The sequence below is a fragment of the Psychroserpens jangbogonensis genome, assembly GCF_000797465.1.
In the GTDB taxonomy this organism is placed as follows: Bacteria; Bacteroidota; Bacteroidia; order Flavobacteriales; family Flavobacteriaceae; genus Psychroserpens; species Psychroserpens jangbogonensis.
Map to the genome: position 1 here is coordinate 49,155 of NZ_JSWG01000004.1, position 17,839 is coordinate 66,993.

Below are 17,839 nucleotides of genomic sequence, written 5' to 3' on the forward strand. Positions count from 1 at the left end.
TTATTTTTTATTTAGTGCAGTTTCATAAATGTCTATCCATTCTTCCACAGTCATTTTTCCTAAAAGCTGTTCTATTAAATCATATGGAATATCATCGATTTTTTTAAACCGAACACAACTTTTCCCCATATCTAGTTTGTATTTGCTATGCTTTGGATATTCTGAAACAAACCAGTCGTACAATTCTTTTTTTGCATACATACCAGAATGGTATAGCGCAATAAAGTTCTTTTGAGATGCCAAATTTATAAAGGGCAACGGTGGAAATGGTTTACAATGATAGCCATTTGGATAAATAGATTTTGGAACATAGTATGCTAACATACCATAACCCATTCCAGCCTCTAAACCTTTAGGCATATGATCTTTAATAAGGTTGTGCAATTTTGTAATTGGTGCTTTTCTATCTTCTGGGAGCTGACTAATATAGTCGTCAGGTGAAGTTGAATCTGATTGCATATTGATTTAGTTTATTTACGTTGAAGGATTAATGCTGAAATTAAAGATATAATAAATCCTATAATAGTTACAAGCGTAAGCATAAATACTGCAGCAGTTGTACTAGTCATTTCAAAGATTTCATCAGCTTTTCCTTGATCAATTAGTGCTTTTTCAAAGTCACTAAAAAATGAGGGGTTTATAAATTTCGTGTAGATAAAATCTGCCATTGCGATTCCTAAACCAACCAATAATGAAATTAGAATACCAATTACGATGGCTTTGCCTAAGGAAATCATACCATTGTTTATATGATCTCTATAATGTTTTATTCCAAAATAGATAAATGAAAGTGATAAGAAAATAGAGACATAACCAAGAATCTCGTTGGTTGAATAGTCAAAGTTATTGATTCCAATAACGAGATGAATCGTAAAAATTATAAACCCGGTTAGGAGTCCGTAAAGACCGTATTTTAGAACTGTTTGTTTCATAATATGATGATTTAAGTTGTGTGTTGTGGTTTAATTAAATGTGCTGGTCAATAAGAATTGTGTTTCCATCAGGATCGTAAAACACTAAGCTTGCAGGACCAGAATCGCTGCCATCAGTTTCTTTTTCTAGTTTCACGGCATTCGTTTTTAGATGCTCTTGAATTGTCCTAACGTCATCATATGATTCTAAGGTATTTGCACTTTGATCCCAACCTGGATTAAAGGTTAAAATATTTTGTTCAAACATACCTTGGAAAAGACCAATTATAGAATCACCATTTTTCATGATTAAATAGTTGTGCTCAATGTCTCCAGCAAATACTGAAAAGCCGATAGTTTCATAAAATGATTTTGAAGCATGAATGTCTTTTACATTCAAACTCACCGAAAATGCACCTAATTTCATAATAATTAGTTTTAGATTAATACAACACAAAACTATGAGAAGTCCATTAGAAACAGTTCATACTAAAGTACCAAACCACTCATACTTTAGTTTAAAAGTAGGCTTTTTATATAATATTGAAGTCTTTTGCTATTTGCAATGCTTGTGTGCGACGTTTTGCATTAAGTTTTGAAAGAAGATTCGAAACATGCGTTTTTATAGTGCTTTCTGAAACAAAAAGTTTCTCACCAATCTCTTTATTTGAAAGCCCTTCCGAAATACCTAAAAGCACTTCATATTCACGTTTACTAATGTCAAGATCTTTAATTTTTTTATGATTGATGTCTTCGGAAGCGACCTTTTGTTTGTGAAGACTTTTTTTATTCAAATACACACCAACGAAAAAGAAAACGATGGCGATTATTGCAATGACAACTTCTGAATCTAAATCGCCAGAAATAACAGCATATTTACTTAACTGAAACAATAATAACAGTCCTAAAATGAGCAATCCAAAAACGATAATAGTTTTTCTCATGCGTTAAATTTAGCAAAATTCTGATTTAATTTTATCTACTATAGTTTGAGCTAGTTTTTCTTTACTTTCTAAAGTCCATCCTGCGACATGAGGTGAAAGTAAAACGTTTTCTGCTGAAATAAGATATTTAAAAGCATCAGGCATTTCTGAAGAAAAAAGATTTTCAAACGATGATTTCTCATATTCTAGAACGTCTAATCCAGCACCTAAAATTTTACTTGACTTTAAGGCCGAAACTAAATCTTGTGTGACAACGCTTTTTCCACGAGCTGTATTAATCAACCAAAATGGCTTTTGGAATGCATTTATGAATTCTGAGTTAACCATATTTATAGTTAGTAGTGATTCAGGTGTGTGTAAACTTAATACGTTTGCTTTGGCTTGGAGTTCTTCTAAACTGACTTGCTTTGCATTTTGATCTCCAACAGTTGCTTTGATATCGTAACACAAGACTTCTACATCAAAACCTTTAAGTTTTTTAGCAAAAGCTTTGCCCATATTTCCGTATCCAATGAGACCAACGGTTTTCCCGTCGAGTTCTAGCCCACGATTGTCTTCACGTAACCATTTGCCGTTGCGAACTTCACGATCTGCTTTATTAAGTTTATTAAAAAGAGACAACAACATGGCTAAACTGTGTTCACCAACAGCATTACAATTGCCTTCTGGTGCAGCAATAAGTTTGATGCCTTTTTGTTCTGCATAATTACAATCGATATTTTCTAATCCAGCACCTACACGACCAATAAATTTTAAGTTTTTAGCTGCATCTAGAAAGCGTTTATCGATTTTGAATCGACTACGAATGATAAAGCCATCATATTGCTCAATTATTTCTTCAACGGCTTCTTTTGAGGAGCTAAAGTCTTCATCATTGATGAATCCTAAAGCATTAAGTTGCTTTATTAATAACGGATGATTGGTATCTAAGTGGAGAATTTTCAAATTTGAGGATATTCGGTTTGTGTTCGTTCGTGCTCTACATTTCCAGTGTGCGCTGTATCAAGTTTTTCGAATAGAAGTAAGTGGACTACTTCATCATTTTTTGTAGTTGGATTATGCTCAACACCTTTTGGTACAACAATAAGCTCACCCTCTTTAACAACTTCTGTTCGGTCTCTAAATTGCATATATAATGTGCCTTTAATGACTTGAAACAACTCGTCTTCATCATCATGACTATGCCATACAAATTCGCCTTTTATTTTAGCTAATATCACTTGCATATTATCTACAGTTGCAATGCGATGCGGATGCCATTGTTTGGTGAACAAAGCATGTTTATCTTTTATATTTATTGAATGCATAATTTATCGGCTTTTGTGTGTTTAAAGTTACAAAGATTTGCGTTAGTGATTAAACGATTTGTTTGAGCTCTTTTCTTTCTTGAAAGACAAAGCGAGTAGTGAAAGCACGACCTAAAAGGTAACGCCCTAAATATTAAGAATTAGTTTAGCAATCCAGAAATAGATAAGAATTCCGAAGATATCATTACTTGTTGTAATAAATGGTCCTGTAGCGATTGCTGGATCAATGCCTCTTTTATTAAGAAATAATGGCACAAACGTTCCTATTATTCCCGCGACAATAATCACCACAATTAACGACACTGAAATAGCAAGTGCTGTTGCGATATGACCTTTCGTTGCCCAAACAAACAGAAATAAGAATACCGCTAAAATGGTTCCGTTTAAAGCAGCTAATAACATTTCTTTAATGAGTCTGCTATTGATACTTCCTTTAACATCATCGTTGGCTAAACCTTGAACAATAATGGCGCTAGATTGAACTCCTACATTTCCTGCCATTGCAGCAATTAGTGGTGTGAAAAAGAATAATAGCGCATACTTTTCAAAAATACCTTGGAAACCTTCCATAATTAAAAACGCACCAATACCTCCAACAAGTCCTAAAAACAACCAAGGTAGTCTTGCTCTGGTAAGTTCAAAAATACTATCATCTGCTTCAACATCACCTGTAAGACCTGCAGCCATTTGGTAATCTTTATCGGCTTCTTCTTTTAAAACATCTACAATATCATCAATCGTAATTCTGCCCAATAATATTTGGTTATCATCTACAACAGGAATAGCTTCTAAATCATACTTAACCATGACTTTAGCAACATCTTCAACATCGTCATTTACATAAACCCAATCAACAGTATCTTTAGAAATATCTGAAATTTTTTGTTCGCTTTTAGCAACGATTAAATCTTTAAGAGATAAACGACCAATAAGCTTATCTTGTGTGTCTACAACATATATAGAATGAACTCTGGTTACCTCTTTAGCTTGTCCTCTAATACGACGCAAGCAACCAGCAACGGTCCAAGTTTCATAAACTTTAACGAGTTCTTTTGCCATAAGACCTCCAGCGGTATCTTCATCATAAGCTAATAGTTCAGTAATTTCTTCCCTATGTTCATCATCTTCAATTCTTGAGATAACTTCAGCCTGACGTTCTTCAGGTAATTCGGCAATAATATCGGCAGCATCATCGGTATCGAGCTCTTCAACTTCTTCTGCAATTTCTTTTGCAGATAGATTTTCTAGTACTTTTTCTCTGGTATCCTCATCAAGTTCGGTTAGAATATCAGCAGTCGTTTCAGAATCCAGCAATTTGATAACGTAAACCGAATCGTCTAGATCTAATTCATCTAAAATTTCGGCAACATCAGCAAAGTGAAACTCATTTAAAAGCGCTTTTAATTCCTGGTCATCAGAATTAGAGACAAGCAATTCTACTTTCTCAATGAGATCATTGGTAAGTTCAAATTGGATATTTTCTTTTTCTTCTAACAAGCTTGATGAATTTGTTATTCGTTTTCGTCGTTTTCAATGCGTTGTGTTAATTCAATAAATGAATCGACACTGAGTTGCTCAGGACGTTTGTCAAATATAACATTTGCTTTTAAATTATCTGAAAGATTGAATGTTTTTAAACTGTTACGCAATGTTTTTCTACGCTGTTGAAAAGCGGTTTTTACGACTCTAAAAAATAGTTTGTCATCAACAGGTAACGTGAAGTTTTCTTTTCGAGTAAGTCGTAAAACTCCTGAGTCTATTCTTGGTGGTGGATTAAAAACTGTTGGAGGCACTGTAAATAAATATTCTGCATCGTAATACGCCTGCGTTAAAACAGAAAGAATACCATAAACTTTTGAGCCTTCTTTCGAGCAAATTCGTGCTGCAACTTCTTTTTGGAACATTCCTGAAAACTCAGGGATTTGCTCGCGCATTTCTAAGGTTTTAAACACAATTTGTGTAGAAATGTTATATGGGAAGTTACCTATGATAGCAAAGGGCTCTTCATTAAAAATCTCTGTCAAATCATACTTTAAAAAATCCTTTTCATAAATGCGATCTGCTAGATTGAGATAATTGGCTTTTAAATAATCTACAGATTCGCTATCAATTTCTATGACATGAATTTTGGTGTTTTTTTTCAGTAAATATTTGGTAAGAACTCCCATTCCTGCGCCAATCTCTAACACATGTTTATAGCCGTTCAAACTTAAACTATCTGCTATTTTTTCAGCGATGGTTTCGTCGGTTAAAAAGTGCTGACCTAAATGTTTCTTTGCTCTTACTGACATAATATTTAATTGAATTTCACTGAATATTCATCGATAATTTGAAGCTCTGTTCTAAAGGCTATTAATTTTCCTGCGAACTTTTTTAAGCCTTCACTTCGAAGTCTTTCGGCATCTTCTTTATAGTAGGCATCGAGAGCTTCTCTTGAATAAGAACGATATTGAACAGAATAGGTTTGTCCACCCATCTCTTCTTCAACCAAAACTTTGGTTAAGGTTGCTTTATCAAATTTACCTGTGGATAGAACTTGAGGAATATGTTCTTTTATCCAAAGTAGCCATTCGTCATGAATACTGTCTTCAACATTGACAGTCACGTTATATATGTACATGTGATTTATTTATAAATTCTTTGCAAATAACAGAAGATCTTTGTCGTCTTCAAAGAGTTTTACTATTTTTTGGTAAGATAAGCCTAATTTTTCCAAAAGATTAATGGATGGCTGGTTTATTGGAAGCGTTATTGCGTAAAGCTTTTTGATATTAAATGTGTCTTTTGCGAGTTTCATAATTTCTGAAGCCGCTTCATAACCGTAGCCCTTACTATGGTAATCTGAAAGAATTGAAAAGCCTATATCAACATGTTCTAATTGGTCTCGTTTTAGTAAGCCGCTCGTGCCAATGGTTTTTAAATTTTCAGCTTTTACTTGAAATTTATAATAACCGAAGCCATGTGTTTCATAACATTTTAGTTGATTGTTTTTGATATGACTTATAGCTTCATCAAGCGTCTTCACATTGCGATCTCCATTGTATTTTAACCAACCTGGCGTATTCATTAATTCTAATAAAAAAGGCGCATCCTCAACTGTAATTTTAGAAAGTAGTAGTCTGTCGGTTTCGGCTATTATCATAGGAAATTTTGATAAAAACGGATCAATTTATCGCGTCACCACGTAACATCCTAAAGCGTCTTCTAGCCTCAATAAAGTAAATACTGTCTTCGTGATTAAAAATGATTGTTTCGTAGAGTGGTTTTGCTTTTTCAGGCTCACCAAGTTGTGTTTGGTATAATTGCGCTAAATAAAAATGAGCGTCATCAGCTAAAATTTCATCTCTGTAATTGGCAATTATATATTCGTAATTAGCAACAGCTTTGTCGTATTGTTTTGTGTCTTCAAACAATTTAGCTTGCATAAATAATGCTTGATCTTCTATAGTTTCGCCTTTGTGTTCTGTTAGTATTTTACCTAATAGAGAAATGGCTTCTTCGTTTTTATTCTGAAATGCAAACAAGTCAGCTTTGGAATATAACCGTAGAGATGTATGCAAGGAGTCTTCTTCAATATTGTCTGAAATCAAAAGCTTTAAATCTAAAGCATCGTTGGCAATGAGTTGCGATGTTGATGATTTTAAGATTTTAAGTTGCGACTCTGCCCATTCAAAATCACCTTTATAATAACTTGTCTTCGCAACCTTATATCTTGCTTGTTGCGAAATTGTACTGTTCTTTAAATTCGCCTGAATTTGAGAATAGTAGATCAAGGCTTCATTAAATTTTTCTTGAAACACTAAGATGTCCCCTAACTTTAATTTAACCGTTGCTTCTTGAAATAAAGACAATTCTAATTTTAGACTTTTTTTCAAAAATGTGCTTGCTGCTTTTGGATCATGAAGATTAAACGCCAAAAAATCACCATATGCAATTTGAAGCGCAATGGTTTGTTCGTAAGTTCCATATTGCTCAAAGAGAGCTAAGTATTTATCTTGAATGTCTTTGAATTCTTTTTTGGATGCATTAGTAGTTTCAATATCTAAAAGGTATTGATGCGCAACTAGTTTGGTTTCTATATCCTGTGAATTCTCTAATATGTAATTGAAAATAGAATTAGCTGTGTCGTAATCTTTTTCATTGATGGCTGTGAGTGCTAAATCTGTAATACGTGTTAAACTTTCAGGATTTCTTCTGTATAAAGCTTTCTCTTGTATAAAGGCTTTGTTATAAGCCTTCTCTTGTATATAGAGCCAACTTAGCATGTCATACCAGATTTCGTCTGGTTGTGCTTGTATTTTTTTAAGTAGTAGTTTTCTAAGAGAGACATTGTTTTCATTGTCGCTACTTTCTGAGATAAAATCACTAAACGCTCGTTTACCATTATTGAGAAACGTTGGTTTTGATTCAATATAATCGATGTAATTGGAGAACATTTGTTCAATATTTCCAAGTTCACCGTAAATACGAGCAAGTTGCACGTTATAGTTTTGTTTTACGTTGAGCACCATTCCTTTTTTGTAAACGATAATAGCTTTTTCTAAAAGGCTGTGATCTTGAAATCGTTTAGCGACACTATAAGTAAAAGCTGGATTTTCGTCAATTGCAATAATGGCATCAGTGTAGTAGGTTTGTGAAATTTCGGTATTGCCTTTTAATTGATAATTGTAACCTAATTCGACTAATAACGAAGGGTTATTACTTTTAGCAATGTGTTGTAATAAAAGAATTTGAGCTTCATCATATTGTTCTAGTTGCTGATGTGTTTCAACTAGCTTGTAGACATATTTATAGTTGCCTTTATTTTTCTCGTATAATTTTTGGTAGGAAATAAGTGCTTTTTCAAACTCACCACGTTTAAAATAGTTGTCTGCCAGTTGGTCATTTTGCGAAAATCCAAATGCACAACTAAAAAGAAAGATGATAAGTAAAAACTGCTTCATGCCACTAATTTATGTAAATATAACTTATGCAGTGCGTACATATTGTGAATGTTTTTATAAAAAAATGCCTAAACGCAAGTTTAGGCATTACCAACCAAAATAAATGTGCTATTAATCACTATATAAAAATGATTCAATTATTCTGCTGTGGCTATTTTTTGGGATTATCTAAATGTAATATGATTATTACAGTAATACTTTACTTGCCATAACAATCAGAGTTACAAGGAGTACGATGCGTTTAATATTTTTCATAATAAGTAGGTTAGTTCTTAATTGGGAATACTAACTTCTTTAATATTTTCGAAAAATCAAAAGAATTTGCTAAAAATTCGTTGAACAACGTCTTTTTTTAGCATTTTAACGACTAGATATATGAATATTCTTACAAAATTAAATTTTATCGAATCCTGTGTATGGAATTAAAACCTCTGGAATTTGGATTCCGTCTTCGGTTTGATAGTTCTCTAAAATTCCGGCTAAAACTCTTGGTAAGGCAAGAGAGCTTCCATTTAAAGTATGCGCCAATTCGTTTTTACCGTTACTGTTTTTAAAACGTAAACGTAAACGATTGGCTTGATAAGATTCAAAGTTGGAAACACTAGAAATTTCTAACCAACGATCTTGAGCAGTAGAGAATACTTCAAAATCATAAGTCATTGCAGCAGGGAAACCAGTATCACCACCACACAAACGTAAAACTCTGTAAGGTAGTTTTAATTCACGTAAAATATCTTTTACATGATCAACCATACCAACAAAAGCTTTATATGAGTTATCAGGATGTTCCACTCGAATGATTTCAACCTTGTCAAATTGGTGTAGTCTATTTAAACCTCTTACATGGGCTCCATAACTACCTGCTTCTCTTCTAAAGCAAGGCGTATAGCCTGTAATACTTTTTGGTAAATCGCTTTCAGCTAATAAAACATCTCTAAATACATTTGTTCCGGGAACTTCTGCTGTTGGAATTAAATATAAATCATCGGTAGAGTCATGATACATTTGTCCTTCTTTGTCTGGTAATTGACCTGTACCATAACAAGATGCTTCATTTACTAAAAGTGGTAATTGGTATTCTGTATATCCAGCATTAATGTTTTTATCTAAAAAATAAGCAATTAATGCACGTTGCAATCTGGCACCTTTCCCTTTATATACAGGAAAACCTGCTCCAGTAATTTTATTACCAAGTTCAAAATCGATGATGTCATACTTTTTTGCCAATTCCCAATGAGGAAGTGCTCCTTCATGAAGTTTTGGGATATTACCTTCAGTAAAAATTTCTTCATTGTCTTCTTCAGAATTCCCACTAGGCACACTCTCGTGAGGCACATTAGGAATCTTATAAAGTAAAGTAGTAAGTTCTTCAGCTTTCGCGTTAAGTTGGTCACCAAAGGTTTTAGAATCCTCTTTGAGTTGTGATGTTTTTTCTTTTAATACGTTTGCTTCAGCAGCTTTTCCAGATTTAAAAAGATTACCAATTTCTTTAGAAATGGTATTAGATTCAGCCAAAGTGTTATCCAATTGAGTTTGTAAGGCTCTTCGGTCTTCATCTAAGGTGATCACGTCTTCAATCATTTCAGTGGCATCAATATTTCGTTTTGCCAATCTTTTAATGACGTCCTCTTTGTTTTCTCTAATAAAAGCAACTTGTAACATGAGTAAAAAATTTAAGCCGCTAATTTAATGAATTGTCAGTTATTCTCGTCTTGTTTTGAAGGTAAAATCCACTCTTGATGTTTAAAAGGATTCCATTTAGCGTTAGCCAAGTCAACTTTAGGATCAATTAGCTGTTTTCTTGGTTTTCCATTAACGCTCACAAATGCTCTAACATATACTTCTATATCTATTCCTTTTTTAGCATATTCCTTTTTTAGATGTTGGGCGAATTGCCACATGACATCTGGTTTAGCGCTTACAGGTTTACGTTGTTTTTTAGAAAGATAATCGTCAAAGTTTATAATTGTCGACTTGCTTGTAGCTTTATCTACAACAGTAAATGTTGTAGCGCTATTTTTTGTTCGGAGCATCATTCGCCACGACATTCTATGGCCTTCTTCTGTCCAGAGTACATCATCTTTTATAAAATGATGCCTTAATGGAAGTGCGATTTGCACTAAAAAATATACAATAAATACAGTTTTAATAACTGACGCATAGTTTGGAGTTATTGTTTTATTTGCATCATAAAGTGGTTTTTTCTTTAGAAATAAATTGATAATGTATTTAGGCTCAAAAAAGAAAACAGCAAATGATAATGACAAATACGGAAATATCCCAACCTGGAAAATGATTGAATTAAAGAGATGAAAAAATACAGATGCAAAAAATGCGATCTTACGTGTAGGTTTCCATAATAACAACGGAATTATAAGTCCGTCAAATAAAATCCCACCATAAGCTATAAAATAATGAACAGCTTTATACTGAAGTAAGTCACCCACTACATAATAGTGTTGCTTGCTTTGCATTAATAGTTCGGGAACAGTAAGATTTATCCAATCAGGATACATTTTCGCTATTGAAGCGTAAGTATATAAAATGAATAATTGTAAGAAGAAATACAACCTACACCAATTAGGCATTGAGATACTTTTTATTTCCGGATTTAGTTTGGCGTCAACAGAAGCAAATTTGTGTGCAGGCATTGCAATCATAGCGGCACTTAAAATCATTAAGAAATAATAATGATTGTTGTAAGATGATTTTTGCATAAAATAAACTCCAGCCCAAAGAATGGTAAAGCTGAGTATACTCAATCGATACTTATAACCTATCATTACAAATATCCCAAAGACTCCCATCACAGCATAATAGACATACATCCAGGGTCCTGGTAAAGGTTGAAGCCATTCGAAACCAATAAAACTAAATGTAAATTTAGGTTCAACAAGTGTGCGTGTAATCCAACCAGTTGCAATAGCTCCAAAGCTTTCTAAACTAATTAATGCACCAAAAATCATTCTAAATACAATTAGAGCGCTATTGTCGATATGTTTAAACAAAAATTTATTCAAAATTATTAATGAATTTTAATGCGTTGTCCTGATCTAGCTTAAGCTGTTCTTTGAGTAATGCTACAGATTCAAATTTATGTTCGTCTCTCAAGCGATTTAAAATAGTCACTTCAAGAGTGTCACCATAAAGGTCTTTGTCTAAATTGAAAAAATGAACTTCAATAGATTGTTTAGTGCCATTAACAGTTGGGTTTATTCCAATATTCATCATTCCAAATACCGTAATATCATCAATTATTGATGATACTACATAAACACCATTTTTTGGAATAAGTTTATAATCTTCTTTAATATGAATGTTAGCAGTTGGGAACTGAATTTGTTTACCCAGACCCTTTCCTTTAATTACTGTACCTGTTATAAAATATGGATTACCTAAGTACGATTTTGCGGTTTGAAGGTCTCCATTGGAAAGGGCATTCCTTATTTTTGTTGAACTAACTGCAACATCTTTAATGTCTTGAGCAGAAATTTCTTCAACTTCAAAACCGAATTCTTTTCCAAAGCTTTTCAAATCATCAATATTGGCACTTCTATTCTTTCCAAAATGATGGTCGTACCCAATAATAATATGTTTGGCGTTAAGTTCTTCTACTAAAATGGTTTTCACGTAGTCTCTTGCTGAAAGATCGGCAAATCCCTTATTAAAGGTTTTAATGACAAGTGTTTCTAAATTTAGCTTAGAGAGTAACTGTTTACGTTCATCAATCGTATTCAAAAGTTTAATATTTAAATTTTTCTGAAGCACCATTCTTGGGTGTGGAAAAAAAGTCAAAACTACAGGTTCAAGGGCTTTATTTTGCCCCACTTTAACCAATCTCTCAATAATTTTTTGATGACCAATGTGAACACCATCAAATGTTCCAATTGTTATTACAGAGGGATTCTTAGAATATGATTTTTGATTATCGTAAAGTTTCAAAACTGAAAATTATTTTGGTAAAAATAGTTATAAACCTAAAGCCTATGAAATATTAGTTTATGCATTCGCTATTTTAATTGTAATAAAAAGATACAATAAGCTGAAAGGAAAGGTATTGCGTGCCTAATTATTGAAAATCAAGAAAAACGATGTATTTACTGTTAAAACCTGAATTTTTGTTAAAAAAATTATAAAAAAATCATATGATTTCATTAGATTTGGAGTCACTATTTACAAAAAACGTAGTGATAAGAAAAATTTTTAACTAATATCAATGACACATGAAGAACTTTACTTTTAAATCAATTTTCACAGTTCTAGCCCTTTTACTTGCTGTAACTAGTTATTCCCAAGGTCGTACTTGTGGAATGATGGAGTACATGGAAGAGATGCTAAAAGATCCGGTTTTAGCGAAAGAATACGAAGCAAATCAGAGATTATTCAAAGCTGAAGTTGCAAATAGGTTAAATGCAGATTTCAACGCAAGAGGAGGGGCTACTATAGTAATTCCAGTTGCAGTACATTTTATGACAGGTAATACGGCTGATAGAGCTTGTTTAGAAGCATTAGCACAAAATCAGATCGATATTTTAAATGCAGATTATACAGCTACTAATGCAGACCTTAGTATATGGAATAATCAATCAGGTCAATATTTTCCAGGTTTAAATCCTGGATCTGCTAATATTTCATTTTGTTTGGCTACATCAAATCACCCAGCAGCTGTACCTCAATTAATAGAAGGTCAACCAGCAGTAACGATTGGTTATAATTTTTCAAATGGATCTGGTTTTCCTGAAATGGATGCAAATTTCCAAGGCTACATGAACTTTATAGTTAAGGGTATTGGAGGATTAGGTTATTCGCCACTTGGTGGTAGTGTAACGCAAGGTATGGGAGTAGTTTTAAATACATTTGCCTTTGGTTCTGGACCAGGCTGTCCTGCTTCTGGGATTGTTCCTAACTCTACATATGGCCTTGGTAGAACAGTCACTCACGAATTAGGACATTTTTATGGATTAAACCATACATTTAATGCCGATGGTGGTGGATCTTGTGGAGCTGGTGGTGATGGTATTGCTGATACTCCTGAAGTTGCTAATAGTACTTATGGATGTCCTAGTAATCCGACTCCATTTGCTTGTAACGCACCAGAAAGAAGATTAACAATGAATTATATGGATTATGTAGATGATGCATGTATGTATATGTTTACTCCAAGCCAAATGAATAATGTTGATTCATATGTATCTGCTGTTTTGGCATCTCAATTTAAGCCAGGCGTATGTGGTCCTGGAAATCCAGGATTTACATTAACGGCTAACGATAGTCCAATATATAGTTGTCCTAATACAGATACTGAAGCTAGTTTTAATCTTAGCTATACAACAATTGCAAACTTTAATGAAACAACTACGTTCTCAGCAAGTGGATTGCCAGCTAATGCTACAGTTGATTTTACACCTTCAACTTTAAATAACGATGGTGATTTTGTTATGACTGTAGGTAATTTAGGTGCTACAGCTGTAGGAGTATATACAATTGAAGTTACTGGTACATCAAACACTGTTACAGAATCAGTAGATGTTGAATTATTCAATAACTGTGCAGTTGTTACTTGTGACGATTATGTAGCAACAGATTTACCAGTTGTGATATCTCCAGTTGGTGGACCAACTGACTATACTTCAACTATAACTATAACTGAAGACTTACCAATTGACGACATCAATGTTACTTTTGCAATAGACCATACTTGGATTCGTGATATCACTGCAACAATAACAAGTCCAAATGGTACAGTAGTAGAATTAACTTCAGTTAATGGAGTTGATGGTGCTGGAGAATATCAAAATACTGTTTTTGATCAAGAAGCAGGAGCAGGAACAGATATAGCAGGAGCAACTCCTCCTGGGAATATTTTTATAGGACCATATACGCCTGAAGGCGATTTATCTCTAATTTATGGAGAGATGTCTGCTGGTGATTGGGTGTTAACTATTACTGATAATTTTGATTTAGATGGTGGGAATTTAACAAACTTCGAAATAGAACTTTGTCTTGAAGATGCATTAAGTATCTCTGAGTTTGAATTAAATGGTTTCGCAATATTCCCTAATCCAAATAAAGGTGAATTCACAATTAAGTTGAATTCTAATTCAGGAAGCGATATTAAAGTTAATGTATTTGATATTAGAGGTAGAAGAATCTTTAATAATGCTTATACAAATAATGGTGACTTTAATGAAACAGTTAATTTAAACAACGTTCAAGCAGGAATGTATTTAGTGACTGTTAATGACGGTAATAATGAAATTACAAAAAGAATTATTGTAGAATAACACACTAATTCCTTTCTATAAAAAAAGAGGCACTTGTTGCCTCTTTTTTTATATCCTAGCTTTTTGAAAATTATACTATCTTTTAAAAAAAAATTAAAAATTACATGAAAATTTCTCCACACTTAACAAGAATGATAATCTTCTTTTTTGCGACATTTTCGATGCTTGCACAAGAGAAAACTTGGGAAACCTCCCAATTTAGAAACGGAACAGATGATGTAACACTACAACATTTGGATTCAAAAAAATATTCGGTTTTTCAGTTAAACATTGAGAGCCTAAAACAACAATTACTTAATGCACCTCTTAGAAGGGAATCAAACGGGCAGTCAAATACGGTTGTTCAATTTCCTAATTTCAAGGGCGAAATAGAAGATTACCGCGTAGTTGAAACTGCTGTCTTTTCTTCAGAATTTGGAGCGAATGCATCTCCAAACATCAAAACATATCTTGGCTCTAAAACTGATAATTCTGGAACACGCATTAGATTTAGTGTTACGCCTTTAGGTTTAAAAGCAATGATTTCAGAACCTGGTAAAGACATGTTTTATATCCAACCAGTAACAAAAGTATCTAATGGTCAGTATTTAATTTATAATAGAGACGCCAAAGTTGATTCTTCTGAAACATTTGAATGTTTAACTGAAGATTTAGAAGTGCTATCAAGGTCTGCCACACCTTCAATGCAAAGAGATGCTAATGATCAATTATTAAGAACATTCAGAATAGCGATATCTACAACATCACAGTATACAGGTTTTTGGGATGATGGCAATGCTGGTAATGGTGGACCTCAAGAAGATGCTTTAGCTCAAATGGTGTCAACATTAAATAGAATAAATGAGGTTTTCGAAGTTGATATGGCAATTACCTTTGTATTAGTTAACACAGCTGATGATTTAGCCATAGATCTAGTATATTCTGGAACAGATCCTTACGGAGGAGATTTAAATGGAGATTTACAAACTAACTTAACAGCAACCGTTGGTAATTCAGACTATGATATTGGTCATTTATTACATTTTGCCGGTAATAACGGAAATGCAGGTTGTATAGGATGTGTTTGTCAAAACGGAAAAGGAAGTGCATTTTCAGCGCATTCATTTGTAGATAATGATGATGGACCTTATATGGCAGATTTCTTTGATATTGATTATGTACCACACGAAATGGGTCACCAAATGGGAGCGAACCATACGTATTCAAATTTCAGTGAAGGTACTGGTGTAAATGCAGAACCAGGAAGTGGAACTTCAATTATGGGATATGCGGGAATCACAGGTCCAAACGACGTTCAAGATCATTCTGATCCGTATTTTCATTACTATAGTATCACACAAATTTTGAACAACGTCTCATCAGCGCCAAATAATTGTGCCACAACAACAGTAATTACTAATAGTCCTCCAGTTGCAAATGCTGGTATTGATTTTACAATTCCAAATGGGACGGCTTTTATTCTTAAAGGTAGCGCAACAGATGCAGATGCTTCGGATGTACAAACCTATTGTTGGGAGCAAATTGACGATGGTGTCACAAATAACAATAATTTCGGACCAACTAAAACGACAGGAGCTTTATGGAGGTCAAGACCTCCAAGTACGTCACCAGATAGATATATGCCAATTTTTGAGCGCGTTTTAAATGGCCAACTTACAGAAACAAATCCAGTTGAAACTGCCGATAATAGTTCGTGGGAAACAGTATCTACTGTTGGGCGAGTTTTAAATTTTGCCTTAACCGTTAGAGATCGATCTGAAGCTGGAGGAGTAGGTCAAACACCTCAGTCAGATTTTGACACAATGATTGTTACTGTTGATAATGCTAGTGGTCCTTTTGCTGTAACTTCACAAGCTACAAATGTAAGTTGGGACGCTGGATCTTCACAAACCATTAATTGGGATGTTGCAGGAACTGATAGTGGTAATGTAAATACACCAACCGTAAATATTTTATTATCTGTAGATGGTGGTCAAACGTTTCCATTTACAATGGCATCTAATGTACCAAATGATGGTTCACATGATGTGACTGTACCAGTTACAGGAGGAGACACAACAATGGCAAGAGTTATTGTTGAAGGAAATGACAATATATTTTATGCAGTAAATGCTTCAAATTTCAGCATTCAAGAATCTGAATTTATTATAACTGTAGATACTACAGAATTAGATATATGTGAGCCAAATAGTCTAGTATATAATTTCACATACAATACATTTTTAGGGTTTAGTAACTTGACAAATTTTTCTGTGACAGGCTTGCCTGCTGGAGCATCTGCAGTTATAAACCCAACATCTACAACTGCAGATGGTACAGTGGGAACTATAACTGTAAATGGTACAGGAAGTTTAGCTGTTGGCAGCTATCCTTTTGAATTTCAGGGAACTTCAGGGTCTATTACACAAAGTGTAGATCTAATAATGAATGTTTATAATGATGTAATTGATGCAATAGTTCTTACTTCACCAGCTGATGGTGCTATAGATCAAAGTTCTGAGCCTGAATTGGTATGGACAGGAAATGATAATGCACAAGATTACTTAGTTGAAGTATCTTCAGATGTAAATTTCACAACTATTGTAGATAGCGGAACGGTTCAATCTACCTCTTATACAGCAAGTAATTTGAATATTAGCACATTATATTATTGGAGAGTTACGGCATCTAATTTATGTAATACTGCTCCAGCATCTTCTGTGTTTAGTTTTACTACAGCAGAAATCTCTTGTGGGTTTTTTGATGTCACAGACTTACCCATTGATATTTTAGAGACTGGAAATGCTACAGATACATATACTTCAGTTCTAAATGTTCCCAATGACGCTCCAATTACAGATGTTAACGTTACAATAAGTATTCAGCATGGTTGGAATAATGATTTAGATATCTCTTTAATTAGTCCGTCTGGAACAGTCATTGTCCTTTCTGAAGATAATGGTAACGATGGCGAAGAAGATTACACCAATACAGTGTTTGACCAAGAGGCAGGAACATTAATTACTGCTGGCACTTCTCCTTTTACAGGAACGTTTATTCCTGAAGGGGATTTATCTACACTTTATGGCGAAATGTCTGGTGGTGATTGGATTTTATCTGTAGACGATGATTTCGGATATGCAGATGGTGGACAAATTTTGATATTTACATTAGAGCTTTGTATTGAAGGAGCCCTTTCGGTTAGTGAAGAAAGTATTAATCTTTCAGATTTTGTGATTTACCCTAATCCTAATAAAGGAGCATTTAATGTGGTCATTAAAAATTCAAATTCTGAAGATGTGAAAATTTCTGTATTCGATATTAGAGGAAGGCGAATTTTTGATAATATATATGATGGATCACCATCATTTTATCAACCAATAAGTTTAGAGAATGCACAATCTGGAGTGTATTTAGTTACTATTGAAAACGGAACAAGTAAAGTAACTAAACGAATCATAATCGATTAGT

Annotated in this window: 16 protein-coding genes; 2 read left to right on the forward strand and 14 right to left on the reverse strand. The window is 33.7% G+C overall.

Annotation, left to right across the window (positions count from 1 at the left end; genetic code table 11):
• The 14 genes from RH81_RS02530 to RH81_RS02595 form a co-directional block, all read right to left on the reverse strand.
• Positions 1-459 (reverse strand): DUF1801 domain-containing protein, encoded by a 459-nt coding sequence (locus tag RH81_RS02530; protein WP_033957271.1) that lies wholly within the window; start codon positions 457-459, stop codon positions 1-3.
• Between the two features lie 11 nt (positions 460-470).
• The gene (locus RH81_RS02535; RefSeq protein WP_033957272.1) at positions 471-932 is read right to left on the reverse strand and encodes a DUF4199 domain-containing protein; all 462 of its coding nucleotides are present in this window, start codon (positions 930-932) and stop codon (positions 471-473) included.
• Positions 933-966: 34 nt separating this feature from the next.
• The gene (locus RH81_RS02540; RefSeq protein ID WP_033957277.1) at positions 967-1,338 is read right to left on the reverse strand and encodes a VOC family protein; all 372 of its coding nucleotides are present in this window, start codon (positions 1,336-1,338) and stop codon (positions 967-969) included.
• A gap of 106 nt (positions 1,339-1,444) precedes the next feature.
• Positions 1,445-1,855, reverse strand: a complete 411-nt coding sequence (locus RH81_RS17290) for a response regulator transcription factor (protein ID WP_033957280.1) — start codon at positions 1,853-1,855, stop codon at positions 1,445-1,447.
• Between the two features lie 9 nt (positions 1,856-1,864).
• Positions 1,865-2,800, reverse strand: coding sequence for a 2-hydroxyacid dehydrogenase (locus RH81_RS02550; RefSeq protein WP_033957281.1), 936 nt, complete (start codon positions 2,798-2,800; stop codon positions 1,865-1,867).
• A complete protein-coding gene (locus RH81_RS02555; RefSeq protein ID WP_033957282.1) occupies positions 2,797-3,162 on the reverse strand; it encodes a cupin domain-containing protein in 366 nt (121 codons plus the stop codon). The genes RH81_RS02550 and RH81_RS02555 overlap by 4 nt, the downstream gene beginning before the upstream one ends.
• A gap of 126 nt (positions 3,163-3,288) precedes the next feature.
• The gene (gene mgtE, locus RH81_RS02560) at positions 3,289-4,659 is read right to left on the reverse strand and encodes a magnesium transporter (RefSeq protein ID WP_173424363.1); all 1,371 of its coding nucleotides are present in this window, start codon (positions 4,657-4,659) and stop codon (positions 3,289-3,291) included.
• 14 nt (positions 4,660-4,673) lie between these two features.
• On the reverse strand, positions 4,674-5,453 hold the full coding sequence (gene rsmA, locus RH81_RS02565) for a 16S rRNA (adenine(1518)-N(6)/adenine(1519)-N(6))-dimethyltransferase RsmA (RefSeq protein ID WP_033957283.1): 780 nt from the start codon (positions 5,451-5,453) through the stop codon (positions 4,674-4,676).
• Between the two features lie 5 nt (positions 5,454-5,458).
• Positions 5,459-5,782 (reverse strand): DUF4286 family protein, encoded by a 324-nt coding sequence (locus tag RH81_RS02570; protein WP_033957292.1) that lies wholly within the window; start codon positions 5,780-5,782, stop codon positions 5,459-5,461.
• 9 nt (positions 5,783-5,791) lie between these two features.
• Positions 5,792-6,304: a GNAT family N-acetyltransferase gene (locus RH81_RS02575; protein WP_033957297.1), complete on the reverse strand. Its 513-nt coding sequence runs from the start codon at positions 6,302-6,304 to the stop codon at positions 5,792-5,794.
• 22 nt (positions 6,305-6,326) lie between these two features.
• The gene (locus tag RH81_RS02580; protein WP_033957298.1) at positions 6,327-8,105 is read right to left on the reverse strand and encodes a tetratricopeptide repeat protein; all 1,779 of its coding nucleotides are present in this window, start codon (positions 8,103-8,105) and stop codon (positions 6,327-6,329) included.
• A gap of 393 nt (positions 8,106-8,498) precedes the next feature.
• Positions 8,499-9,767, reverse strand: coding sequence for a serine--tRNA ligase (gene serS / locus RH81_RS02585; RefSeq protein WP_033957299.1), 1,269 nt, complete (start codon positions 9,765-9,767; stop codon positions 8,499-8,501).
• A 35-nt stretch (positions 9,768-9,802) separates the two neighbouring features.
• A complete protein-coding gene (locus RH81_RS02590) occupies positions 9,803-11,128 on the reverse strand; it encodes an HTTM domain-containing protein (RefSeq protein WP_033957309.1) in 1,326 nt (441 codons plus the stop codon).
• Complete coding sequence (locus RH81_RS02595) at positions 11,118-12,047, reverse strand: bifunctional riboflavin kinase/FAD synthetase (RefSeq protein ID WP_033957311.1); 930 nt, start codon at positions 12,045-12,047, stop codon at positions 11,118-11,120. Before RH81_RS02595 ends, RH81_RS02590 begins: the two co-directional genes overlap by 11 nt.
• A 281-nt stretch (positions 12,048-12,328) precedes the next feature.
• Between RH81_RS02595 and RH81_RS02600 the strand changes: the two genes are divergently transcribed.
• Both RH81_RS02600 and RH81_RS02605 read left to right on the forward strand, forming a co-directional pair.
• Positions 12,329-14,389, forward strand: a complete 2,061-nt coding sequence (locus tag RH81_RS02600; RefSeq protein WP_033957313.1) for a zinc-dependent metalloprotease — start codon at positions 12,329-12,331, stop codon at positions 14,387-14,389.
• 104 nt (positions 14,390-14,493) lie between these two features.
• On the forward strand, positions 14,494-17,838 hold the full coding sequence (locus tag RH81_RS02605) for a zinc-dependent metalloprotease (protein ID WP_081988173.1): 3,345 nt from the start codon (positions 14,494-14,496) through the stop codon (positions 17,836-17,838).
• Position 17,839: the final 1 nt, after the last annotated feature.